The 22,039-nt window shown below is 73.0% G+C and carries 19 protein-coding genes; 14 read left to right on the top strand and 5 right to left on the bottom strand.

Features of this window, described 5'->3' with window-relative positions; genetic code table 11:
* Positions 1-84: 84 nt before the first annotated feature.
* Positions 85-1,293, bottom strand: a complete 1,209-nt coding sequence (locus tag Q5530_RS36865) for a carboxylate-amine ligase (RefSeq protein WP_415367552.1) — start codon at positions 1,291-1,293, stop codon at positions 85-87.
* A gap of 466 nt (positions 1,294-1,759) precedes the next feature.
* On the opposite strand from Q5530_RS36865, the gene Q5530_RS36860 reads away from it, so the two are divergent.
* The 3 genes from Q5530_RS36860 to Q5530_RS36850 all read left to right on the top strand — a co-directional run bounded on the left by Q5530_RS36860 (position 1,760) and on the right by Q5530_RS36850 (position 5,964).
* Entirely contained in the window at positions 1,760-2,794 is a 1,035-nt protein-coding gene (locus Q5530_RS36860) for an ANTAR domain-containing protein (RefSeq protein WP_415367551.1), read from the top strand.
* 206 nt (positions 2,795-3,000) lie between these two features.
* A complete protein-coding gene (locus tag Q5530_RS36855; RefSeq protein WP_415367550.1) occupies positions 3,001-4,053 on the top strand; it encodes a chemotaxis protein CheB in 1,053 nt (350 codons plus the stop codon).
* Between the two features lie 51 nt (positions 4,054-4,104).
* A complete protein-coding gene (locus tag Q5530_RS36850; RefSeq protein ID WP_415367549.1) occupies positions 4,105-5,964 on the top strand; it encodes a CheR family methyltransferase in 1,860 nt (619 codons plus the stop codon).
* A gap of 7 nt (positions 5,965-5,971) precedes the next feature.
* Here Q5530_RS36850 and Q5530_RS36845 read toward each other — a convergent pair whose 3' ends face one another.
* Together Q5530_RS36845 and Q5530_RS36840 are read right to left on the bottom strand one after the other, a co-directional pair.
* Entirely contained in the window at positions 5,972-6,673 is a 702-nt protein-coding gene (locus tag Q5530_RS36845) for an ATP-binding protein (protein ID WP_415367548.1), read from the bottom strand.
* A 171-nt stretch (positions 6,674-6,844) separates the two neighbouring features.
* Positions 6,845-8,887 (bottom strand): beta-galactosidase, encoded by a 2,043-nt coding sequence (locus tag Q5530_RS36840; protein WP_415367547.1) that lies wholly within the window; start codon positions 8,885-8,887, stop codon positions 6,845-6,847.
* 141 nt (positions 8,888-9,028) lie between these two features.
* Between Q5530_RS36840 and Q5530_RS36835 the strand changes: the two genes are divergently transcribed.
* The 4 genes from Q5530_RS36835 to Q5530_RS36820 are packed head-to-tail and all read left to right on the top strand — an operon-like array spanning position 9,029 to position 13,119.
* Positions 9,029-10,315 carry an extracellular solute-binding protein gene (locus Q5530_RS36835; RefSeq protein ID WP_415367546.1) on the top strand — a complete coding sequence of 429 codons (1,287 nt, stop codon included), beginning with the start codon at positions 9,029-9,031 and terminating at the stop codon, positions 10,313-10,315.
* Positions 10,312-11,262 (top strand): carbohydrate ABC transporter permease, encoded by a 951-nt coding sequence (locus tag Q5530_RS36830; RefSeq protein WP_415367544.1) that lies wholly within the window; start codon positions 10,312-10,314, stop codon positions 11,260-11,262. The genes Q5530_RS36835 and Q5530_RS36830 overlap by 4 nt, the downstream gene beginning before the upstream one ends.
* Positions 11,259-12,092 carry a carbohydrate ABC transporter permease gene (locus Q5530_RS36825; protein ID WP_380639020.1) on the top strand — a complete coding sequence of 278 codons (834 nt, stop codon included), beginning with the start codon at positions 11,259-11,261 and terminating at the stop codon, positions 12,090-12,092. The genes Q5530_RS36830 and Q5530_RS36825 overlap by 4 nt, the downstream gene beginning before the upstream one ends.
* Before the next feature lie 7 nt (positions 12,093-12,099).
* Complete coding sequence (locus tag Q5530_RS36820) at positions 12,100-13,119, top strand: LacI family DNA-binding transcriptional regulator (RefSeq protein WP_415367543.1); 1,020 nt, start codon at positions 12,100-12,102, stop codon at positions 13,117-13,119.
* On the opposite strand, the gene Q5530_RS36815 is transcribed toward Q5530_RS36820, so the two are convergent.
* Entirely contained in the window at positions 13,062-14,030 is a 969-nt protein-coding gene (locus Q5530_RS36815) for a LacI family DNA-binding transcriptional regulator (protein WP_415367542.1), read from the bottom strand. The two genes, Q5530_RS36820 and Q5530_RS36815, sit on opposite strands and share 58 nt — an antisense overlap.
* A 967-nt stretch (positions 14,031-14,997) precedes the next feature.
* Here Q5530_RS36815 and Q5530_RS36810 point away from each other — a divergent pair.
* Entirely contained in the window at positions 14,998-15,714 is a 717-nt protein-coding gene (locus Q5530_RS36810; RefSeq protein WP_415367541.1) for a hypothetical protein, read from the top strand.
* Between the two features lie 33 nt (positions 15,715-15,747).
* Here Q5530_RS36810 and Q5530_RS36805 read toward each other — a convergent pair whose 3' ends face one another.
* The gene (locus tag Q5530_RS36805) at positions 15,748-16,377 is read right to left on the bottom strand and encodes a LysE family translocator (protein ID WP_415367540.1); all 630 of its coding nucleotides are present in this window, start codon (positions 16,375-16,377) and stop codon (positions 15,748-15,750) included.
* A 270-nt stretch (positions 16,378-16,647) separates the two neighbouring features.
* Between Q5530_RS36805 and Q5530_RS36800 the strand changes: the two genes are divergently transcribed.
* Genes Q5530_RS36800 through Q5530_RS36775 form a run of 6 tightly spaced genes read left to right on the top strand, consistent with a single transcriptional unit; the run spans position 16,648 to position 22,039 of the window.
* Positions 16,648-17,529 (top strand): hypothetical protein, encoded by an 882-nt coding sequence (locus Q5530_RS36800; RefSeq protein WP_415367538.1) that lies wholly within the window; start codon positions 16,648-16,650, stop codon positions 17,527-17,529.
* A 35-nt stretch (positions 17,530-17,564) separates the two neighbouring features.
* The gene (locus Q5530_RS36795) at positions 17,565-18,671 is read left to right on the top strand and encodes a chorismate mutase (protein WP_415367537.1); all 1,107 of its coding nucleotides are present in this window, start codon (positions 17,565-17,567) and stop codon (positions 18,669-18,671) included.
* Positions 18,668-19,009: a Dabb family protein gene (locus Q5530_RS36790; protein WP_380639001.1), complete on the top strand. Its 342-nt coding sequence runs from the start codon at positions 18,668-18,670 to the stop codon at positions 19,007-19,009. The genes Q5530_RS36795 and Q5530_RS36790 overlap by 4 nt, the downstream gene beginning before the upstream one ends.
* Before the next feature lie 16 nt (positions 19,010-19,025).
* Positions 19,026-20,444 carry a phenylacetate--CoA ligase family protein gene (locus Q5530_RS36785; RefSeq protein WP_415367535.1) on the top strand — a complete coding sequence of 473 codons (1,419 nt, stop codon included), beginning with the start codon at positions 19,026-19,028 and terminating at the stop codon, positions 20,442-20,444.
* Positions 20,441-21,424 (top strand): branched-chain amino acid transaminase, encoded by a 984-nt coding sequence (locus Q5530_RS36780; RefSeq protein WP_415367534.1) that lies wholly within the window; start codon positions 20,441-20,443, stop codon positions 21,422-21,424. Before Q5530_RS36785 ends, Q5530_RS36780 begins: the two co-directional genes overlap by 4 nt.
* A 9-nt stretch (positions 21,425-21,433) precedes the next feature.
* Positions 21,434-22,039, top strand: coding sequence for a hypothetical protein (locus tag Q5530_RS36775; RefSeq protein WP_415367533.1), 606 nt, complete (start codon positions 21,434-21,436; stop codon positions 22,037-22,039).

Raw genomic sequence — 22,039 nt, 5'->3', positions numbered from 1 at the left:
GGTCGAGCAGCCGGACTTGACCAGCAGGGTCGAGCAGGGGGGTCGAGCAGCGGGGTTCAGCAGGCCGGCGACCGCGCCCCGCCCTCAGAAATCCCCACGCGGCGTGGTGCGCCCGGCCCCCGACGGCACCAGCGAACCCCCCGCCGCCGACCGCGCCCCCGGGTACAGGGCCGTCACGAGCGGGTCCGGCGCGTCGACCACCAGCACGTCCAGCAAATCCGTCGGCGTCCCGGTGCGGTTCAGCACCCGCCGCTGCCGCTCGGCGCCGCACCCGACCCGGTGCAGCACGGCCAGCGCCCGTTCGACCAGGTCCAGGTCGCCGTTCGCGGACAGCGCGGGCCGCGCGTGGCGGACCAGCCTGCGCAGCAGGTGCCGCACCGGCACCAACCGGTCGGAGAGCACGTCGAGGGTCCGGCCGGCGAGACCGTCGCGGGCGGCCCGCCACCCGGCCAGCCGCAGCGCCTCGGTGGTCACCTCCGGCGCGGGCACCCCCCGTTCGACGTCCGCCACGGCGGTGGAGACCAGGGCCCGCACCAGGGCGGCGAGCAGCAGGGCCTCGGTGGTGCTGCCCGCGACGTCGGCCACGCGCACCTCCACGGTCGGCAGGTGGCACGACGGGCGCACGTCCCAGTAGGCCATGGCGGGGTCCACCGCCGCGCCGGACTCGCGCAGCAGGTCGGACACGGCCCGGTAGTGCGCCCAGGAGGAGAAGTACGGCGGCGGGCCGGCGGCCGGCCAGCGGTGCCACACCACGGTGCGCCAACTGGCGTAACCGGTGTCGCGCCCCCGGGACAGGGGCGAGTTCGCGGTGAGCGCCACCAGCACCGGCAGCCACTGCCGCAGGTGGTTGCACACCTGGACGGCGACCTCGCGGTCCGGCACCCCGACGTGCACGTGGCACCCGCAGATCGACTGCTCGTCGGCCAGCTGCCCGAAGGCGCGGGCGATCCCCCGGTACCGCGCCAGGTCGGTGATCGACCCGGAGGGCTCGCCCAGCGGGGGAAACCCCACCGCCAGGGCCAGGCAGCCGGCCTCCCCCGCCGCCCGCGAGACCGCCGACCGCATCGCCACCAGCTCCCGCCGGACCTGCCCGAGGTCGTGGCACACCGGGGTCTTGACCTCGACCTGCGTGGTGAGCAGCTCGTGGTCCAGGTCGAGGTCGAACCGCTCGCGCGCCGCGGCGACCACCTCGTGCGCCCTGGGCACCGGCACCCCGGTCGCGGGATCCACCAGCAGGAACTCCTCCTCGACGCCGACCGTCGGGGCCTGGGGTGACGGGAGTGGCTGACCCATGGCTTCCACCGTTCTGCTCTGGCGCCTGGTGCCACGGGTGGGCGTGCCGCGCACGGCGACCACCACCCGGCGGCGCCGGCGCGCTGTCCGACCGGCTGAGGGGGCCACCCGTGCGGGGAGGGTGGCCCTGGAACGGGGTTACCCGGGCGGGGTACGGCGAAAACCACCGGCCTGTTCGGACGGTCCGTTGTGGACTGACGAGCGGCCGGGGGGCCGGTGCGCGGGACGTACCGGCGGGCGCCGGGGCACCAGGCCTGATCCCGGGACCGGCCGCGTGGGAAGGCGCCTGCTGTCCCGCCTTACCCCGTTCCCCAGGGTGATCAGTCAAGTCGTACCCGATCAGGTGTGAAATTTCACCCATATGCTCATCGGCCAATAGAAAGGACATACCGTTGAGGGCCGGTTCCACCTGGCGGCCCGTCCGGAACTCCGCATATCTTCCAGGCGGAGGGGGAAGGTTGTGTGCGTGGAACTGGCCAGGGTGCTGACGGAAGCGGCTCGGACGTTCGCCGAGCAGCAGTCGTTCGTCGCGACCGCCGAGCGCATCGTGGAGTTCGCGCTCACCGTCGTGCCCGGCGCGGACTCCGCCTCGCTGTCGCTGGCCCGCACCGGCGCCCTCCAGACCGTGGCCGCCACCGACGAGGTGGCCGCGTCCACCGATGCCGCCCAGTACGAGGCCGGTGAGGGACCCGGCCTGCACGTGCTCCCCCACGACCGGGTGCTGCGGGTCGACGACCTGGCCGCGGAGACGCGGTGGCCGCGGTTCACCACCCGCGCGGTCGAGCGGGGCGTCCGCGCCGTGCTGGCCTGCCACCTGCCCTCCCGGAACGGCGGGCGGGCGGCCCTCACCCTCTACTCCCGCGAGCCCGGCGCGTTCGACGAGGACAGCCTGGCGGTGGCGGCGCTGTACTCGACGCACGCGGCCCTCGCGCTGGACGCGGTGCTGCGGGAGGAGGACCTGCGCACCGCGGTGGTCAGCCGCGAGGGCATCGGCCAGGCCGTGGGCATCCTGATGCAACGGCACCGCATCACCTCCGACCAGGCGTTCCAGCTGCTCTCCACCGCCTCGCAGAAGCTGAACATCAAGGTGCGGCGCCTGGCCGGGATCATCGTCGAGACCGGGATCGACGCCCGCGACACCACCGAGTTGGCCCGCCAGGCGGCCAAGGACGCGGGGAACCGGGCGGACGAACTTCGCCACCGGCTCGCCTCCAAAGCCCCGATGACCGGCACCTCCGGTCCCCGGCACCTCGACGAGGCCAACCGCCGGGCCCGGCAGGCCGCGGCTCGGGCGGCCGACCGCCTGCAACGCACGATGGTCGCGTACCTGTCGGCGGCGGAGGCGCACGAACGAGCCGCCGAGCTGCACGGGAAGATCGCCGAGAACGGGTTCCGGGAAATCCGGGAACACCACCTGAAGCAGGCCGAGGAGCACCGGCAGGCCGCTGCGGTGGCGCGCCAGGCGGTGGAGAACGGGTTGGCCGGGCCGCCGCTCACGTGACGGGTCCTCACCTCGCGCCGACCGGTGGATCGGCACCCCCGGTGGGTCGGCACCCGCCCCGGTCAGGTCCTCGCCCGCTCCGGCCGGGCCGCCATCCGGACCGGTCCGCACCGCACCGGCAGGTCCATGCCGCGCCGGCGGGGTGATGCCCACGGCCGACCTGCCGGGTACTACGGTGGTGAACGATTCAGCGAAGGACGTGACGCATGTCGCAGGCACACCGTGACCTGATCGTGGTGGGCGCATCGGCGGGCGGTGTGGAGGCGCTGCGGGCGCTCGTCGCCGGCCTGCCCGCCGACCTGCCCGCCGCGGTGGCCGTGGTGCTCCACATGCCCCTGGGCGGGGCCAGCGCGCTGGCGGCGATCCTGCGCCGCTCCGGCGCCCTGCCCGCGGTCTTCGCGCAGTCCGGGATGCCGCTGACCCGCGGGCAGGTCCACGTGGCCCCGCCGGACCACCACCTGCTCGTCGTGGAGAACCGGTTCGCGCTGTCCCACGGCCCGACCGAGAACGGGCACCGGCCCGCGGTCGACGCGCTGTTCCGGTCCGCCGCCATCGCGCTCGGCCCGCGGGTCACCGGCGTCGTCCTCTCGGGCGTCCTGGACGACGGCGTGGCGGGGGTGGTGGCGATCCGCGCCCGCGGCGGCCGGGTCGCGGTGCAGGACCCGGCGGACGCGCTGCACCCGGGGATGCCGGAGAACGCGCTGCGCCACGTCCGGCCCGAGCTCGTGCTGCCCGCCGCGGACCTGGGTCCGGCGCTGGCGAAACTGGCGCGGGAACACGTGGAGTTGTCCTCGGCGACCCCCGCGTCACCGCAGATGGAGCAGGAGGAGCAGGAGGAGCGCATCGTCCGGGATTGGCGGGTAACCATGGGGACCGGCACGCACATGATCGGTGAGACCAGCGAGTACACCTGCCCGGACTGCAGCGGGGTGCTGAACGAGATCGCACCGGGCACGCTGCGCTTCCGGTGCCAGATCGGCCACGCCTGGTCGGTGGAGGCCCTGGCGCAGGCGCAGGGCGACGCCTTCGAGAAGGCGCTCTGGACGGCGTTGCGCACGCTGGAGGAGAAGGTGCGGCTGTCCGAGCGGATGGCGGAGGCGGCGCGCGCCCGCGGTGACGGCCGCCAGGCCGGCCGCTACCAGAGCCGGTTGGACGAGTCCCTCCGCGCGGTGGACGTGCTGCGCGACTTCCTGCTCTCGGGCGGCGAACCGGTCCCGGCGGAGGAGTCCGGCGCGACGAGCGGTGACCCGACCAGCTGATCGGGTCACCGACGAGCGGCAACCCCACCACGGGGGGTAACCTCCCCCCACGTGGATGCCAAACCCGCCGAGTCGGACAGCAAGTTCGAGACCGTCCTCAAGTACCTCAAGGAAGCTCGCGGGTTCGACTTCACCGGCTACAAGCGCACCAGCCTGGCCCGTCGGATGCGCCGGAGGATGAGCCAGGTCGGCACCGACGACTTCGGCGACTACATGGACCTCCTCCAGGTCAACCCGGAGGAGTTCGACGCGCTGTTCAACACCATCCTCATCAACGTCACGGACTTCTTCCGCGACGCCGAGGCGTGGGAGCACATCCGCACCGACGTCATCCCCCTGCTGCTCGTCGAGCGCGACCCGGACGACCCGCTGCGGGTGTGGAGCGCGGGCTGCGCGGCCGGGCAGGAGGCGTACAGCCTGGCCATGGTGCTCGCCGACGTGCTGGGCCCCGAGCAGTTCCGGCAGCGGGTGAAGATCTACGCCACCGACGTCGACGACGAGGCGCTGATCCAGGCGCGGCAGGCGTCCTACTCCGCCGCCGAGGTGCAGAGCCTCCCGGAGGAGCAGCTCCAGCGGTACTTCGACCAGCAGGGCAACCGGTACGTCTTCCGCAAGGACCTGCGCCGATCGGTGATCTTCGGCCGCAACGACCTGGTCCAGGACGCCCCGATCTCCCGGATCGACCTCCTGGTCTGCCGCAACACGCTGATGTACTTCAACGCCGAGACCCAGGGCAAGATCCTCAACCGGTTCCACTTCGCGCTGTCGCCGCGCGGGATGCTGTTCCTCGGCAAGGCCGAGATGCTGCTCTCGCACACCAGGATCTTCGACCCGGTCGACCTCAAGCGCCGCACGTTCCGCCGCACCCCGGGCGCGCCGGAGGGCATGGGCAGCTTCATCTCCCACACCCGGGGACCCGAGCGCACCAGTGAGGTGGGCGGGCTGGCCGAGCTGCGCGAGCACGCGTTCTCCGCGAGCCCCGTGGCGCAGGTCGTCATCACCGGCGAGGACATCGTCGCGCTGATCAACCAGCAGGCCGAGGTCGTGTTCGGGCTGTCCCCCCGCGACATCGGCCGGCCGCTGCGCGACCTGGAGGTCTCCTACCGGCCGGTGGAGCTGCGCGCCTACGTCGAGCAGTCCAAGGTCGAGCGCCGGGCGATCCGGATCAAGGACGTCGAGTGGGCCCGCTCGCCGGGTGACGTGATCTGGTTCGAGATCCACGTCAACCCGCTGGTCCACGCCGACAACGGCCTGCTGGGCGTCACCATCGTCTTCCACGACATCACCGCCGCGCGCAAGCTGCTGGAGGAGCTGGAGCACACCAACCGCCAGCTGGAGTCGGCCTACGAGGAGCTCCAGTCCACCAACGAGGAGCTGGAGACCACGAACGAGGAGCTCCAGTCCACGGTCGAGGAGCTGGAGACGACCAACGAGGAGCTCCAGTCCACGAACGAGGAGCTGGAGACCATGAACGAGGAGCTCCAGTCCACCAACGACGAGCTCCAGGCCATCAACGACACCCTGCGCGAGCGCAGCGCCGAACTGGACCAGGTCAACGACTTCATGGAGGCGATCCTGACCTCCGTGCGCTTCGGCGTGATCGTCGTCGACCCGGACCTGCGGGTGCTGGTGTGGAACCGGGGCACCGAGGACCTGTGGGGCCTGCGCCGTGACGAGGCCGTGGGCGCGCACCTGCTCAACCTGGACATCGGCCTGCCCGTCGGCGAGCTGCGCTCCGCGGTCCGCACGGCGCTGGCCGGGACGGACACCGAGGACGTGCTCATGCTCAACGCCATCAACCGGCGTGGGCGCAACACCACCATCCGGGTCGTCGTGGCCCCGATGCGCAGCCAGGACGGCGCTTCCCAGGGCGTCATCCTCGTGATGGAGCCCTCCGACCACCCGGAGTGACCCGGCCTCAGGCCGCAGGCAGCACCGCCCAGACCACCTTGCGACCGTTCGCCGGGTCCGGCACGCACCCCCACGTGCGGGCCAGCTGCGCCACCACGAGCAGGCCGGTGCCGCGTTGCGGCGAACCGCCGGGGTCCGGCAGCACCACCGTCGTGGGGTCGTCGTCGGCGACCGCGACGGTCAACCTGCCGCGCCGCAGCTCCAGCTTCAGCCGGGCCTCGGACACCGTGTGGCAGACGGTGTTCGTCACCAGCTCCGAGGCCACCTGGACCGCTGCGTGCAACGCCGCCCCGGTCACCGACCAGTTCCCGCACACCTCGCGGACGAACGCCCGCGCCGCCCCGGGGCTGCCCGCGGCCGACGGCAGCACCCGGTGCGCCCGCCGGCACGGGACCTCGGGGCTGTCGACGTGCGCCAGCGCGTCGTCGACGGTGTCGTGCACGGCCACGTACCGGCGCAGCGCCGTGCCCCGCGGCAGCCGCCGCGCCGACCCGACGAGCAGCAGCGGCACCGACGGCCAGTCGCGGGTCCGCAACCACACCGCGGCGAAGACGCTGAGCAGGCACTCGTCCCGGACCTCCAGGTCCCCGAGGTCCACCACCACACCCCGCGGCTGCTCGACGGCGCACTTGAGCAGGGTGTTGCGCAACGACGCGTAGTTGGCCAGGTCGAGCACGCCCTCCGGGCGCACCAAGAGGCAGTCCCCCACCGGTCGCACCTCGCAGTGCAACCTGCTTCCCACCTGCATTGACCTCCCCATCCCGCCGTCCGGCTCCGCGTGTCCGGCAGGCTACCCGCCGCACGGGGCGGGCAACCGTGGATGAAGAGCCGGTCGAACGGGGTGCGCCGGCGAGCGGTCACCCCTCGTCGAGGACCCGGGTCACTCCAGGCGCAGCACGGCCGTCCCGCCGGCGGGCACGGTGGTCCCGGCGGGCCAGGCCGTGCCGGTGAGCAGGTCGACCCCGTTCAGCGCCACCTCGGCGGCGGCGTCGGTGTGGTTGATGACGAAGGCGTAGTCCGCGTGGACGCCGTGGCGGCGCACGACCTCGACGTCCCGGGGCAGGTCGACGGGCGCCACGCCGGCGTCGTCGCGGACCTGCCGCAGCACCCTGGCCAGTGATTCACCTCGCAGCCGGGTGGACAGGTACCAGGCGCTGCCCGCGCCGAACCGGTTGCGGGTGACGGCGGGCCCGCCCGAGGCCGGGCCGTCGACGTAGTCCAGCACGGACCGGGCGCCGGCCGGCCTGATGTCCTCCGCCCACACGTCGCCGGTGAGGCCGCCGGTCAGCGCGACCCGCTCGTCCCGGCGCAGCGGCAGGAACTCCTCCACGGTCAGCCCGAGCACCTCGCGCAGCGCGCCGGGGTGGCCGCCGGGGTGCACGGCGTCGTTGCCGTCGACGACGCCGGAGAAGTACGACACGGCCAGCGTGCCGCCGCCCGCCACGTAGTCGGCCAGCACCTTCGCCGCCGGGGTGGTGGTCAGGTACAGCGAGGGCACCACGACCAGCCGGTACTCGGACAGGTCGCCCTCCGGCGGGACGAAGTCGGCGGTCAGGTGGGCGTCCCACAGGTGCTCGTAGAACGCGCCGACCCGCTCCCGGTAGCCCAGGTCCACCGAGGGTCGCCAGGGCAGCTCCAGCGCCCACCACGACTCCCAGTCCCACACCACCGCCACGTCGGCGCGCACCAGGCTGCCGCGCACCTCGCGCAGCGAGGCCAGGTCCTCGCCCAGCCGCACCACCTCGCGCCACACCCGGCTGTCGGTGCCGGCGTGCGGCAGCATCGCGGAGTGGAACTTCTCGGCGCCCGACCGGGAGGCCCGCCACTGGAAGAACATCACCGCGTCCGCGCCCCTGGCCACGTGCGCCAGGCTGTTGCGGGCCATCTCCCCGGGCCGCTTGGCGAGGTTGCGCGGCTGCCAGTTCACCGCGCTGGTGGAGTGCTCCATCAGCATCCACGGCTGCCCGTCGGCGACCGCGCGGGTCAGGTCCGCGGTCAGGGCCAGGTCCACGTGCGGCCGCTCGGCCTCGGCGGTGAGGTAGTGGTCGTTGGCCACCACGTCGACCTCCGCGCCCCACCGCCAGTAGTCGATCGACCGGCAGTTGGTGGTCATGAAGTTGGTGGTGACCGGCAGCGACGAGTGCTCGCGCAGGACGTCGCGCTCGGCGCGGTAGCAGGACAGCAGCTCGTCGGAGCAGAACCGCAGGAAGTCCAGCTCCTGCGCCGGGTTGTTCGCGGTGGCCGTGGCGCGGGGCGGTTCGACCTCGTCCCAGTCGTCGTAGCGCTGGCCCCAGAACGCGGTGCCCCAGGCGGCGTTGAGCGCCTGCGCGCTGCCGTAGCGGGAGCGCAGCCAGCGGCGGAAGGCCCGCGCCGACTCCGCGCAGTAGCAGGCGCCCAGCGGCGCGCCGTACTCGTTGTGCACGTGCCACAGCGCCAGGGCGGGGTGACCGGCGTAGCGGGCGGCCAGGGTCCGGGTGACGCGCGCGGCGGCCTCGCGGTAGGCGGGCGCGCTCGGGCAGAACGTCGCGCGCGAGCCGAGGTCGAGGACCACGCCCTCGCGGGTCACCGGCCGGATCTCCGGGTGGGTCCGGTAGAGCCAGGCGGGCGGCACGACCGTGGGCGTGGCGAGGTTGACCGAGACGCCCGCGCCGTGCAGCAGGTCGAGCAGCCGGTCCAGCCAGCCGAGGTCGAACTCGCCGGGGCGCGGCTCCAGCAGCGCCCACGAGTGGATGGCGACGCTGACCAGGTTGACCCCGGCCCGGCGCATCAGCTCGACGTCCTCGACCCACACCGGCTCGGGCCACTGCTCCGGGTTGTAGTCGCCGCCGTACACCAGCCCGTCCACGCCCACCGGCCAGGGAGGACCACCCGGACGCGAGACCCCGAACGCCATGAACACCCCTGCGACTGTGAACGTGCACATCCTTCAATGCTGATTAACGACGTGCAACAACGCGGTGTCAAGTGGTTGACACGGTCCTGGACCGCAAAACTACTGTGCACGTTCACAGCGCGGTTCCCGCCGGCAAGGGCGTCGGCGACGCGTACACCCCGGAGAGATCCCATGCGACTCGATCTGGCGAAGAAGTCCCTCGCGGTCGGACTCGGACTGGCACTGCTCGCCGGCTGCGGCGGTGGCGCGGAGGACGACGACGGCCCCGTCGAGCTGACCTTCTGGTCCTGGGCGCCCAACATCGAGGAGGTGGTCGAGAAGTGGAACGCCGGCCACCCGGACGCCCGGGTGGTGGTGAGCAAGCAGGCGTCGGGCGACGACCTGGTGACCAAGCTGCTCACCAGCGCCAAGGGCGGCAACCCGCCGGACCTGGCGCAGGTCGAGTACCAGGCGCTGCCGACCCTGGTGAGCAACGACGTGCTGGCCGACGTCTCCGGGGCCGTCGGGGACGCGGCGGAGGAGTTCGCGCCCGGCGTGTGGGACCAGGTCACGCTGGGCGGCAGCGGCGTGTACGCCGTGCCCCAGGACTCCGGCCCGATGATGTTCTACTACCGCGCCGACCTGTTCGAGCAGTACGGCCTGACCGTGCCGAAGACCTGGGACGAGTACGCCCGCACCGCCCGCGACCTGCGGGCCAAGGCGCCCGACCGGTTCCTGGGCACCTTCTCCTCCAACGACCCGGGCTGGTTCGCGGGCCTGGTCCAGCAGGCCGGCGGCCAGTGGTGGTCGGTGGACGGCGACCGGTGGGAGGTCGGCGTCGACGACGCGGCGTCGCGCAAGGTGACCTCGTACTGGAGCGGCCTGGTCGCCGAGGGCGCGGTGGACAGGTCGCCGATGTACACCCCGGAGTGGAACAAGGCGCTCAACGACGGCGTCCAGATCGGCTGGCTCAGCGCCGTGTGGGCGCCGGGCGTGCTCCAGGGCAACGCCGAGGGCACCAGGGGCAAGTGGGCCATGGCCCCGATGCCGCAGTGGGACCCGGCGTCGCCGCGCACCGGCAACTGGGGCGGTTCCACCACGGCCGTCACCGCGGGCTCGGCGCACCAGCGGGCGGCCACCGAGTTCGCGGTGTGGCTCAACACCGATCCCGAGGCCGTCGCCGCGCTGGTGACCGAGAGCGGCGTCTACCCCGCCGCGACCGCCGCGCAGACCGGGGGCGCGTTGAGCGAGCCGCCCGCGTTCTTCGCCAACCAGCCCGACTTCTACGCCCGCGCCGCCGAGATCGCGGACACCGCGGCGAGCTTCACCTGGGGCCCCAACGTGAACGTCGCCTACACCACCTACAAGAACGCCTTCGGCGAGGCGATCACGGCGGGTGCGGACCTGGTACCCGCGCTGGCGCGGGTGCAGGAGGCGACCCTGGCCGACCTGAGGGCGAACGGGTTCTCGGTCGGATGAACAGGGCCGCCGCACGGCGCGGGACCACCTCCCGGCGCAGGACCACCTCCCGGCTGACGACCGCCGGGGCGGCGCCGTACGCCTTCGCCGCCCCGGCGGTCGTGCTCTTCGCGCTGACGTTCCTGCTGCCCATCGGCTACACCGCGTACCTGAGCCTCTTCCGGATCGAGGTCAGGGGGCTGGGCCTGGGCAAGGGCAGCCGCAGCGAGGTGTTCGCCGGCCTGGGCAACTACGCCCGCGCCCTCACCGACGCCGAACTGGGCGCGGGCGTGGTGCGGGTGCTCGTCTACGGCGGCATCCTGGTGCCGACCATGCTGGGGTTGGCGCTGGTCTTCGCGCTGCTGCTGGACGAGGAGCGCGCGCGGGCGCGCGGCTTCGCCCGGCTCGCCATCTTCCTCCCCTACGCGATCCCCGGCGTCATCGCCACCGTGCTGTGGGGCTTCCTGTACCTGCCCGCCACCAGCCCGTTCACCCAGGCGCTGCGCGCGCTGTCGCTGCCGGAGGCCGACTTCCTGTCCCCCACCGGCATCTACTTCGCGCTGGCCAACATCGCGGTGTGGGGCGGCGTGGGCTACAACACGGTCGTCCTCCACACGGCGCTGCGGGCGATCCCGCGCGAGCTGTACGAGGCGGCCCGCATCGACGGCTGCACGCCGGTGCAGCTGGCGCTGCGGGTCAAGGTGCCGCTGCTCGCGCCCGCGCTGGTGCTGACCACCCTGTTCTCGGTCATCGCCACGCTCCAGGTGTTCGCCGAGCCGACCACGCTGGCCCCGCTGACCAACTCCCTGTCGCGCACCTGGACGCCGCTGATGAAGGTCTACCAGGACGCCTTCGCCCGGGGCGACGTGCACTCGGCGGCCGCCACCTCGGTGCTGATCGGCCTGGGCACGGCCGTGATCTCGTTCGGCCTGCTGCGCGCCACGCGGCGGTTCGGGGGCCTGCGGTGACCGGCCGCCGCCCCCTGCTGCCGACGCTGGTGCTGCTGCTCGGCGCGCTGTACTGCCTGCTCCCCGTGGCGTGGGTGGTGGTCGCGGCCACCAAGAGCAGCGGCGAGCTGTTCGCCACCTCGACGTTCGAGCCGGGCTCGTCCCTGCCGGCCAACCTCGGGGACCTGTTCGCCTACCGGGAAGGGCTGTTCCTGACCTGGATGGCCAACTCCGCGCTCTACGCCGGCCTGGGCGCCCTGCTGTCCGCGGCGGTGTCCGGGGTGACCGGGTACGCGCTGGCCAAGTTCTCCTTCCGCGGTCGGGACCTGTTCTTCAACGCGCTCATCGCGGGCGTGCTGGTGCCCTCGGTGGTGCTGGCGATCCCCCAGTACCTGCTGCTCTCGGAGCTCGGGCTGACCGACTCCCACCTGTCGGTGCTGCTGCCGAGCGTGATCAGCCCCTACGGCATCTACCTGGCGCGCGTCTACGCGGCGGCGGCCGTGCCCGACGACGTGGTGGAGGCCGCCCGCACCGACGGGGCGGGTGAGACCCGCATCCTGACCTCGATCGCGCTGCCGATGATGCTCCCCGGCCTGGTCACGGTGTTCCTGTTCCAGTTCGTGTCCATCTGGAACAACTTCCTGCTGCCGTTCATCATGCTCGGTGACGACCGGAAGTTCCCCGTCACCCTGGGCCTCTACACGCTGCTCAACCAGGGCAGCACCGTCCCGGCGCTCTACACCCTGGTGATCGCCGGTTCGCTGCTGTCCGTCCTACCCTTGATCGTGTTGTTCCTGCTGCTCCAGAGGTACTGGCGGATCGACCTGATCTCGGGTTCGGTGAAGGCGTGAGGAAGGTATGACCGGCGATCGCGACAAGGCCCGGCACAGGGCGACCATCCACGACGTGGCGGCCGTCGCCGGGGTGTCCCGGGGCACGGTGTCCCGGGCGCTCAACGGCGGGCGCAACGTCAGCCCCGGCTCGCTGGAGGCGGTTCGCCGGGCCGTGCGCACCACCGGCTACGTGGCCAACTCGGCGGCGCGCAGCCTGGTGACCCAGCGGGCGCACTCGGTGGCGTTCGTGCTCACCGAGCCGCAGCAGCGGCTGTTCGAGGACCCCAACTTCAGCGTCCTGCTCCAGGGCTGCACGCAGGCGCTGGCCGAGCACGACGTGCCGCTGCTGCTGATGACCGCGGGCAGCGACGTCGAGCGCGAGCGCACCAGCCGGTTCATCGCCGCCGGGCACGTCGGCGGCGTGCTGCTGGTGTCCTCGCACACCGGCAACCCGCTGCTGGAGGACCTGCGGCACACCGGCATCCCGGTGGTGGCCTGCGGCAAGCCGCTGGGCCACGAGGGGCGCATCGCCTACGCCGCCGCCGACGACCGCGCCGGGGCGCGCCGGCTGGTGGAGCACCTGCGGGAACGCGGCCGGCGGCGGATCGCCACCATCACCGGCCCGCCGGACACCCCCGGCGGGGTCGAGCGGCTGGCCGGCTACCGGGACGTGGTCGGCGCCGGGGCCGCCGCGTCGCTGGTCGAGCACGGCGACTACAGCCGGGCCGGCGGCGAGGCCGCCATGGCCCGGCTGCTGGCCCGGGAGCCCGACCTGGACGCGGTCTTCGTGGCCTCGGACCTGATGGCCGCCGGTGCGCTGGACGTGCTGCACGACGCGGGCAGGCGCGTGCCGCGGGACGTGGCCGTGGGCGGCTTCGACGACTCGGTGACCGCCCGCTCGACCAGGCCGGCCCTGACCACGGTCCGCCAGCCGTTCGAGCGGATCACCCGCGAGATGGTCCGCCTGCTGCTGGACCTGACCGCGGGTCACCCGCCCGCGGCGGCGATCCTGCCGACGGAGCTGGTCGTGCGCGACTCCACCTGAGGCCCGCCGGTCGCCGGGTCGCGCCGCGCGCCGCCGCCCCGGACCGCCAGGCGGGGCCGCAGGAGCCGGGTGGCCCGGTCGTCCAGCACCGCCCCGACGGCCGCCGCGCCCAGTTCGGCGGGTGACACCGAGACCGAGGTGACGCCCTCGGGTTCGGCGACCTCGTCCGGGCAGAGGGCGGCCACCGAGGCGTCCTCGGACACCCGCACCCGGCCGGCGCGCAGGGTGGCGAGCACACCGCGGAGCACGGCGCCGCCGTCGGCCACGTAGGCGGTGGGCCGGGCGGTGTCCCCGAGCAGGTCCGGGGCGGGCCAGCGGTGGGGCCGGACCTCCACGCCCCGGGCCCGGCAGGCGCGGGCCAGGCCGCAGAAGAACTCCGCCAGCGGTCCCCCGTGCACGAACGCCACCACCCGGTGGCCGAGGTCGGCCAGGTGGTCGGCGCACAGCTCACCGGCCTCCGCCCGGTCCACGTCCACCCGCACCTGGTCGACGTAGCCGGGCCCGACCAGCACCACGGGCACCTCCGCCCCGAACGGGGCGGTGGCGGGCGCCAGCACGACCAGGCCGTCGTGCCCCTCCGCGTCGGCCACCGACGAGGTGACGACCAGGGAGGCGTCGTCGCGCCGGGCGCGGGCGGCGGCCGCGGCGAGGAACGCCTCCAGCCAGCCGGACCCGGCGTCGAACCCGGGCGGGACGACCACCGCGAGCACGAGGCCGTCGTGCCTGCGCGGCGGGTAGCCGAGCCGGCGCACGCTCTCCTCCACGCGCCGCCTGGTGGTGGGCGACACCGACCGCTTGCCGCTGAGCGCGTACGACACCGTGCTCACGGCGACACCTGCGTGCCGAGCTACCTCGGCGAGGGTGACCACGTCGTGACTCCTGTGACGAGGGGACGGGGGGCCTCCCAACATGCAGACCCCGACCCGGGAAGTCAATGACGAAATCAATTCAGTGGACGAAACGCGAAACATTTACGAGAAATGTTCACGAATGTGAATAGTTTCACAAGTACGACCGCCGCCACACGACGCCACCAGGCAGGACGCGGCTTGGCGAATCGAAGCGGTTCGCCTCCGGCGACCACCCCTCAAACGTGTTTGGGTGAGTGGTTGAACTATTCTCCGGACCTGGGGGCGCACGGGCAATCCCACTCCCGCCCAAAGGTGAATACGCACCTTTGGGCGAACACCGGGCCGGGAAGCGATCAGCCGGGACACCCCCGCAGGATCCCACCGGGAGCGGCGTGGGGGCACCCGACAGCCGGGCGACAGGTCCATTGAGGACGGACGACGCCCTTCGCCGCGCATCCCGCATCGGGTCGCCCGCCGGCCCCCGGTCGTTACACCCGCCCGATGCGCCTTCCCGAAGGTGTGATACGTATCACCACTGTTCCGTTCCAATTCGCGCTTCCTCGCGGTGTGGAGTCGGAGGGCAGGCCGTTCGGCGTAAAACGGCGGTAGTTGCGACCGCGCCGGCCACTGACCGTGAGGAATTTCCCACGATCCGGTACCCCGGCCCCGCTCCGACCGCTCCTGTCCGAACCCGCACCGCTGCGGCACGTCGGGCGACGGCACCTCCACCAGGGCAGACGCGGCCCGTTCGGGACCCCGCCGCGCGCGGTCCCCCGGTCGGCGGCACCGCGCGCCGGGTGACGCCGTCCCAGCGCCCGCGAACCCGCGCCCACCGGTCGTCAACGCGGTCCCGGTCGGTGGGAACCCATTGCGGGCCGCAGTAGTGTGGCAACAGTTCGACCTGGGGGGTCACAAATCCGTGACCGCATATCCCGTGGCTGCTCGGTGTCGACGAGCACCGGTGGAGCAGCCGACACAACATCGACCCGTCGTCCAGGGGGACACGACAGTGGCCGAGGGCTTGGGAGTGACCGTTCCACGATCGGCCAACACCGGGGAGCGCGCCCGCGTGCTGGCCGTCGGCGGGACGGATGACCTGCTCACCTTCTTGTGGACCGTGGAGTCGCTCCACGAGCTCGAGATCGCCGGAGTGGTGCGGGCCGACGCCGGGGCGCCGGACGTGATGAGGGCGCTGCGGCCGGACATCGCCCTGGTGTACTGCGAGACCGACGCCGAGGAGCAGGTGCTGGAACTGCTGGGGCGGATGCGGGAGGACGGTCGCCACCGGTGCGACGTGCTCCTGATCGTCACGCGGCCGCGGCCGGAACTCGTGCTCGCCGTGGCGCGGTCGGGCGTGTTCTCCTGCTTGGTGGCACCGGTGGAACCGCAGACGTTGCGCAACCTGATGGAGGCGTGGCTCGTCCGGTGGCGCCTCAAACGCGAGGCGCCCGAACACCTGCCCGAGGACCTGCTCGACGACCGCCCGGTCGATCCCGGTCCGCGTGACGAGCCGCGGCCGTCCACCACCTCCACGCTCGGCCTGGTCGCGACGGCGCTGCGCGACAACCCCGGCCCGCTGTCGGCCTCCGAGGTGGGCGAGCTGTGCAAGCTGTCCGCGGTGGCCAGCCGGCGCTACCTCAAGCAGCTGGTGGACCGGGGTTCGGCCGTGATGACCGTGCAGTACGGCAAGACCGGGCGCCCGCGGCACCTCTACGGCTGGGCGGCCCACCTCATGCGCGGCTGACCCCACGCGCAACTGCCCCACCCGCAGCCGACCTCAGGCGTGGCTGAACGCCAGGCCCACGCCGAAACTCACCAGCACACCGCCCATGGCGCCGTCGACGGTCCGCCGCACGACCGGGCGCCGCAGCACGTCGCCGATCTTCGCGAACACCAGCGCGTAGGCGGACATGCAGCCGAAGCTGACCACCGCGGTCACCGCCACCAGCGCGACCGGCAGCCACGCCGGGTCACCCGGTCCGGTGAACTGCGGCAGCAGCGCGGACATGAACAGCGCCGTCTTGGGGTTCAGCGCGTTGGTGAAGAGACCGTCCCGGTAGGACGCGGCCACGCCGCCCGGCGCGACGGCCCGCGCGCCGGTCGCGTCCGCCGACCCGTCCGGGCGGATGGCGCTGATCAACGAGCGGATGCCGATGTAGCAGAGGTACAGCGCGCCGACCCACTTCAGCACGGTGAACGCCACCACCGAGGTGGCCAGCAGCGCCGCGATGCCCGCGATGGAGGCGAGCCCCCACCCGACCTGGCCGGTGCTGCACCCCGCGGCGGCGGCCATCGCCGCCCGGCGCCCGCGCCCCAGCGAGTGCTTGATCACGACCGCCGTGTCCGGTCCCGGGATCAAGGTGGCGAGCAACGACACGCCGGCGAATGCGATCAGCGTCGCGAACATGCCCAGACGATAGCAGCACGGCAGGTCCCGAACCGCGAAGTGCGCGACACCGCCCGGTCGGGGTAGGTGGAGAAGTTTGGAAACTTTGGAAACTTTTCCAAGTGGGCCACCCCGGTGGCACCGGCTGGGCCACCCCGGTGACGACCCCGGACCCCCGTTGACGGCAAATTGTGCCGTGCTTACGTTGAGCCCGTCACTGATTTCCGGGTCTCGGTTCGATTCGTTTCCAGACAACGAGCCGAACCCCCGAGCGGAAACGGGTGGGATCACATGGACGACGTCGCCCTGTACGCGCCGATGACCTACGACGAATCGGGTTATCCCCGCTACGCGTTCCCGGCGAACCACCCCGCGCACGGCGACGAGCAGTACACCGAGCGCCGCAACCGCATCGCCCACCAGGGCGCGCGGCACGTCTACGGCACGCCCGCACCCGAGATCGACTACCACGAGCAGGACAACGAGACCTGGCGGGTGATCCAGCGGTCGCTGGCCGAGCGGCACGACGAGTACGCGGCCGCGGACGTGGTCCGGTGGGCCGCCGAGCTGGACCTGCCCACCGACCGGGTGCCGCAGCTCAACGAGGTGACCGAGCGCCTCACCGCGATGTCCGGGTTCGCCCTGGAGCCCGCCGTCGGCTTCGTGCCGATCGAGCAGTTCTACGGCGTCCAGGCGGATCGGAAGTTCTTCGCCGCCCAGTTCATCCGGCACCACTCGCAGCCGCTGTTCTCGCCCGAGGCGGACGTGGTGCACGAGCTCGTCGGCCACGCGCCGGCACTGGGCAACCCCAAGGTCTCCGAGCTCTACCGGCTCACCGGCGAAGCCGTGCGGCGGGTCACCCTGCCGCGCACCGTCGAACTCGTCTCGCGCATCTTCTGGTTCACCCTGGAGTACGGCGTGATCGAGCAGAAGGGGCAGCCCAGGGCCTACGGCGCGGGCCTGCTGTCCTCGTTCGGCGAACTGGAGAAGTTCCGCGGGGCGGATATCCGGCCGCTGGACCTGAAAGGCATGGCGACCACCGAGTACGACATCACCGATTACCAGCACGTGCTGTTCGCGGGACGGTCCATCGACCACGTCCACGACTTCTTCTCGGAATTCTTGCTGACCGTGGACGACGAGGACCCGGACCGCATCGGCGTCTCTTTCTAGGAAACCACCGGCCCGACATCTCCTGGGAGTTCTCAGTGGCCGTACGGACAGACACGCACGTCACCCCCGCGCGCAGCCGGATCGACGATCTCGACACCAAGCTGATCGCGCTGCTGCACGAGCGGCGGCGCATCTCCGCGGGCATCCAGCGCGACCGGCTCGCCAACGGCGGTGTGCGCACGGACACCGCACGGGAGCGGGAGATCTTCCGCCGCTACCGCAGCGAGTTCGGCAGCGCGGGCACCACGCTCAGCTCGACGGTGCTGGAGATCTGCCGGGGCAGGCTCGGCGCCGAACGCGCGCACCCCGCGATCGAGCCCGAGACCGGGCCGCTGCGGCTGGGCACGTTCTCCTTCGCCAACTGCGGCACCGTGCGGTGGGGCCTCGCGGACGTGCCCACCGAGACCGGCACCCCGGCGGCCATGGCCGCCGCGCTGCTGGTGGGCGAGGTCGACGTGGCGCCCATCAGCCTCGTGGAGTACCTGCGGCACCACGACGAGCTGCTGGCCCTGCCCGGCCTGGCGATCGGCAGCGACGGCCCGGTCCTGTCGTGCCAGCTGTTCACCCGCGGCCCGCTGGAGGACCTGGCGGGCGGCCGGGTGGCGCTGGGCTCCACCAGCCGCACCGCGGCGCTGCTGGCGACGGTGCTGCTCGCCGAGTGGGCGGGCGTGGACGTCGAGTACCGGGTCGAGCCGCCGGTGCTGGCCGACATGCTGCGGCAGGCCGACGGCGCGGTGCTGATCGGCGACGCGGCGCTGGCCGAGACGCTGCACCCGCGGCCGGGTCTGCGCGTGCACGACCTGGGCGCCCTGTGGCGGGACTGGACCGGGCTGCCCATGGTGTTCGCGGTGTGGGCGGTCCGCCGGTCGACGGCCGCCCGCCGGCCCGACGACGTGCGGGCCGCGCACGCCGTGCTGCTGGAGGCCGCGGGGCGCGGTGCCGCGAACCTGGCGGACGTCGCCGAGTCGCTGGCGCACAACGGCCTGTTCAGCGGCGACGAGCTGACCCGCTACCTGGGCACGCTCGACCACTCGCTCGGCGAGCGGCAGCTCGCGGGCATCCGGCACTTCGCCAAGCTCGCCGCCCGGCACGGCGACGTGGCCGAGGACGCCGACCTCACCTTCTTCGGAGGAGACGCATGATCCGGCACATCGTGCTGTTCAGGTTCAAACCCGGCGTGTCGTGGGAGGACGACGCCGCGCTGGCCGCGGAGGCCGTCGCGCGCCGGGTCGGCGACGAGGTCCCCGACCTGCGGTACTGGTACGCGGGCCGCAACATCTCCGACCGGCCGGTGGCCTACGACTTCGTGGTGGTCGGGCTGCTCGCGGACGAGGACGCGCTGGGGCGGTACATGGTCCACCCGTTCCACCAGGACGCCATCGCCCGGTGGCGGGAGATCAGCGAGTGGGTGATCGCGGACGTCGTCGAGCAGGACGCGACCGTGGTGACCAACGACGTGCCCGTCACCGCCGCAGGCTGACCCCGGGAGCCGAACGATGTTCACCATCTTCAACGAGGAACTGGCCGAGGTCGCCCGGCGCTTCCGCGACGACCACCGCGAGTTCGCCGCGGGCGGGTGGGACGCGGACCGCCTGGAGGCCCACCGGGTCGCCTCGCTGCGGGCCACCGTGGCGTACACGCGGGAGAACTCGCCGTTCTACCGCGAGCGCCTGGCGCACGTGGACCCGGCGGGCATCACGTCCTCCGCCGGCGCGGCGTGGACCTCGGTCCCGTTCACCACCAAGGACGACCTGCGGTCCGCGCGGCACGACATGCTCTGCCGGCCGCTGTCCAAGGCGTGGATCTTCTACGAGACCACGGGCACCACGGGCGCCGCGACGCCGTGCCCGCGCGACAACGTGGACTCGCTGGCCAACAACACCGTGCTGACCGTGCACTACGACACGATCTTCCGGCGGCACGGCGACGACCAGGTCATCGGCGTGTCCGGGCCCACGGAGCTGCACGCGTTCGGCGACACGTTCGGCGACGTGTGCCGCAACCTCGGCCTGGCGGTGGCCAAGATGTGGCCGCACTCCCCCATGGTCGGCTTCGACCGGGCCATCACGGTGCTGCGCGAGCTCGGCATCACCGGCCTGTTCTGCACCCCCGGCATGGCCCTGACGCTCGCCAAGCGGGTCCGCGCGGCGGGCCTGGACCCGCGGCGCGACCTGCGCGTCCGGGTGCTGATGCTGACCGGCGAGCTGGCCTCGCCGGAGCTGCTGGCCAACATCGGCGAGGTGTGGGGCGCCCGCGCCTACAACGCCCTGTACGCCTCGCAGGAGGCGTCCGTGCTGGGCGCGGCGGGCGAGGACGGCGGGCTCTACACCGCGCCGCTGATCAACCACTACGAGGTGGTCGACCCGATCACGGGCGCGCCCACCGCGGCGGTCGGCGGCGTGCGGACCGGGGAGCTGGTGGTCACCGCCCTGTACCAGGGCGCGAAGCCGCTGGTGCGCTACCGGACCGGCGACCTGGTGCGGCTCACCGCGGGCGACGCGGCCGCCACGCTGCCCGCCGACCGGCTGGAGGTGCTCGGCCGCACCCGTGACGAGCTGGTCGTGGGCGGTCGCCCGATCAGCGGCTACGACCTGGAGAACCTGCTGCTCGGGCACGTCCGCGGCTACCTGGACTACCAGGTGGTGATCGACACCGACGGCGCGGGCGCCGACCGGCTCGTGCTCAAGCTGGAGGCGGCGGAGGGCGAGCCGCCGCGGGTGGACCCGGCCATCCGGGAGCACTGCCGGGACGTCCTGGGCGTGGACGTGAGCGTGGGCCACGACCGCTTCGGCAGCATCACCGGCACCGGCGCCATGGTCAGCTGGAAGGCCGCGCGCGTGGTGGACAACCGGTCGGAGGTGGACGCCGAGACCGCGACGGCCCGCGCCCTGGCGTCGGCTAGGTCGGCGCCGTGACCGCCGGGACCGCCCCGGCCGAGCGCACCGGCAGCAGGCCGGTGACCACGGCGTGGGCCTACCACCTGGACGGCTTCGTGCCGATGGCGCAGGCCACCCTGCCGGTCACCACGCAGGGGCTGCACTACGGCACCGGCGTGTTCGAGGGCATCCGCGCGCACGTCGTGCCGGACCGCGCCGAGCTGGCGGTGTTCCGCCTGCACGACCACCTCGCGCGGTTCGAGCGGTCGTGCCGGCTGCTGCGCATCGACCTGCCGCACGACGTGGACGAGTTGGCCGGCATCGTCGTGGAGCTGCTGTCCCGCAACGGCGTCGTGCAGGACACCTACATCCGGCCGCTGGCCTACAAGCACCGGCTGCTGCCCGGCACCCCGCCGGGGGTGTCGCTGCGGGGCAACTCCGACGGGCTGTCGGTCATCGCGTTCGCGCTGGGCGCCTACTCCCCCGAGGGCGGCGTCCGGTGCGCGATCAGCTCGTGGGCGCGGCCGTCGGCGCGGTCGATCCCGGTGCGCGCCAAGGCGACCGGCGCCTACCTGAACAACGCGCTGGCCGTGGACGAGGCCCGCGCGGCGGGCTACGACGACGCGATCCTGCTCAACGACCGCGGCCGCGTCGCCGAGGCGAGCACGGCCAACGTGTTCGCGGTGCGCGGCACCGCGCTGGTCACCCCACCGCCGGACGCCGACATCCTGGAGGGCATCACCCGCGACACCGTGCGGGTGCTGGCCGCCGACCTCGGCCTGGAGCACGTCGAACGCGACCTCCAGCCCGCCGACCTGCTGCTGGCCGACGAGGTCTTCCTCACCGGCACGGGACTGGGCGTCACCCCGGTGGTCGAGCTCGCCGGACGGCCGGTCGGCCGCGGCGAACCCGGCCCCGTCACCACCGAACTGCGCCGCCGCTACCACGACCTGGTGCGCGGCCGCGACGAACGGCACGAGCACTGGCTCACCCGCGTGCCCGTGCCCCGGAACGCTTAGGGAGAGCAGATGTCACTGGCAGAACCCGTGCTGTTGGCCGAACCGCGCTTATCCGTGCTGGCGGCCCGCGACGTGCCGGTCCGGTCGGTGGGCACCCTCGGCCCGGTGGGCACGAGCAGCGAGCAGGCCGCCCGGCACGTCTGGCACGGCTTCGCGGGCAGCGGTGACCCCGTCGTCCGGCTGTTCGACACCTACGAGGACGCGGGCGACGCGCTGCGCGCGGGCGACGTGAGCCACGTCGTGGTGGCCAGCGCGTACGCGGCGGTCAGCGCCTTCTACATGGACACCCGGCTCGCGCTGGCCGGCGCGTTCATCCGGGACACCCCGCTGTACGGCATCGCCCGGCGGCGTGGCGCGGAGGTGCCCGCCGCGCCGCGGATCGCCACCCACCCGGCGCCGCTGCCGCTGGTCGCGCAGCTGCTGCCGGACCGGTTCACCGCCCACGAGACGGTCAAGGTCACCTCGACCAGCGCCGCCGCGATCGCGGTCCGCGACGGCGTCGTCGACCTGGCCCTGACCACCCAGCCCTCGGCGGCGGCCTACGACCTGGAGTTCATCTCCCGCACCCGCACGATCCGCATGCTGTGGTCGGTGTTCACGGCCGCACCGGCCTGA

Origin of the sequence: Saccharothrix sp. BKS2, from assembly GCF_047689505.1 — a bacterium.
Classification (GTDB): domain Bacteria; phylum Actinomycetota; class Actinomycetes; order Mycobacteriales; family Pseudonocardiaceae; genus Actinosynnema; species Actinosynnema lopnurensis.
This window is presented reverse-complemented; position numbering and strand designations above follow the sequence as displayed.

Excerpts from the sequence above, each read along its gene's own strand:
- Q5530_RS36830 (WP_415367544.1), top strand. The coding sequence starts at position 10,312 with ATGAACAGGGCCGCCGCACGGCGCGGGACCACCTCCCGGCGCAGGACC.
- Q5530_RS36775 (WP_415367533.1), top strand. The coding sequence starts at position 21,434 with ATGTCACTGGCAGAACCCGTGCTGTTGGCCGAACCGCGCTTATCCGTG.
- Q5530_RS36800 (WP_415367538.1), top strand. The coding sequence starts at position 16,648 with ATGGACGACGTCGCCCTGTACGCGCCGATGACCTACGACGAATCGGGT.
- Q5530_RS36820 (WP_415367543.1), top strand. The coding sequence starts at position 12,100 with ATGACCGGCGATCGCGACAAGGCCCGGCACAGGGCGACCATCCACGAC.
- Q5530_RS36790 (WP_380639001.1), top strand. The coding sequence starts at position 18,668 with ATGATCCGGCACATCGTGCTGTTCAGGTTCAAACCCGGCGTGTCGTGG.
- Q5530_RS36785 (WP_415367535.1), top strand. The coding sequence starts at position 19,026 with ATGTTCACCATCTTCAACGAGGAACTGGCCGAGGTCGCCCGGCGCTTC.
- Q5530_RS36835 (WP_415367546.1), top strand. The coding sequence starts at position 9,029 with ATGCGACTCGATCTGGCGAAGAAGTCCCTCGCGGTCGGACTCGGACTG.
- Q5530_RS36840 (WP_415367547.1), bottom strand. The coding sequence starts at position 8,887 with ATGTGCACGTTCACAGTCGCAGGGGTGTTCATGGCGTTCGGGGTCTCG.
- Q5530_RS36855 (WP_415367550.1), top strand. The coding sequence starts at position 3,001 with ATGTCGCAGGCACACCGTGACCTGATCGTGGTGGGCGCATCGGCGGGC.
- Q5530_RS36805 (WP_415367540.1), bottom strand. The coding sequence starts at position 16,377 with ATGTTCGCGACGCTGATCGCATTCGCCGGCGTGTCGTTGCTCGCCACC.
- Q5530_RS36865 (WP_415367552.1), bottom strand. The coding sequence starts at position 1,293 with ATGGGTCAGCCACTCCCGTCACCCCAGGCCCCGACGGTCGGCGTCGAG.
- Q5530_RS36815 (WP_415367542.1), bottom strand. The coding sequence starts at position 14,030 with ATGTTGGGAGGCCCCCCGTCCCCTCGTCACAGGAGTCACGACGTGGTC.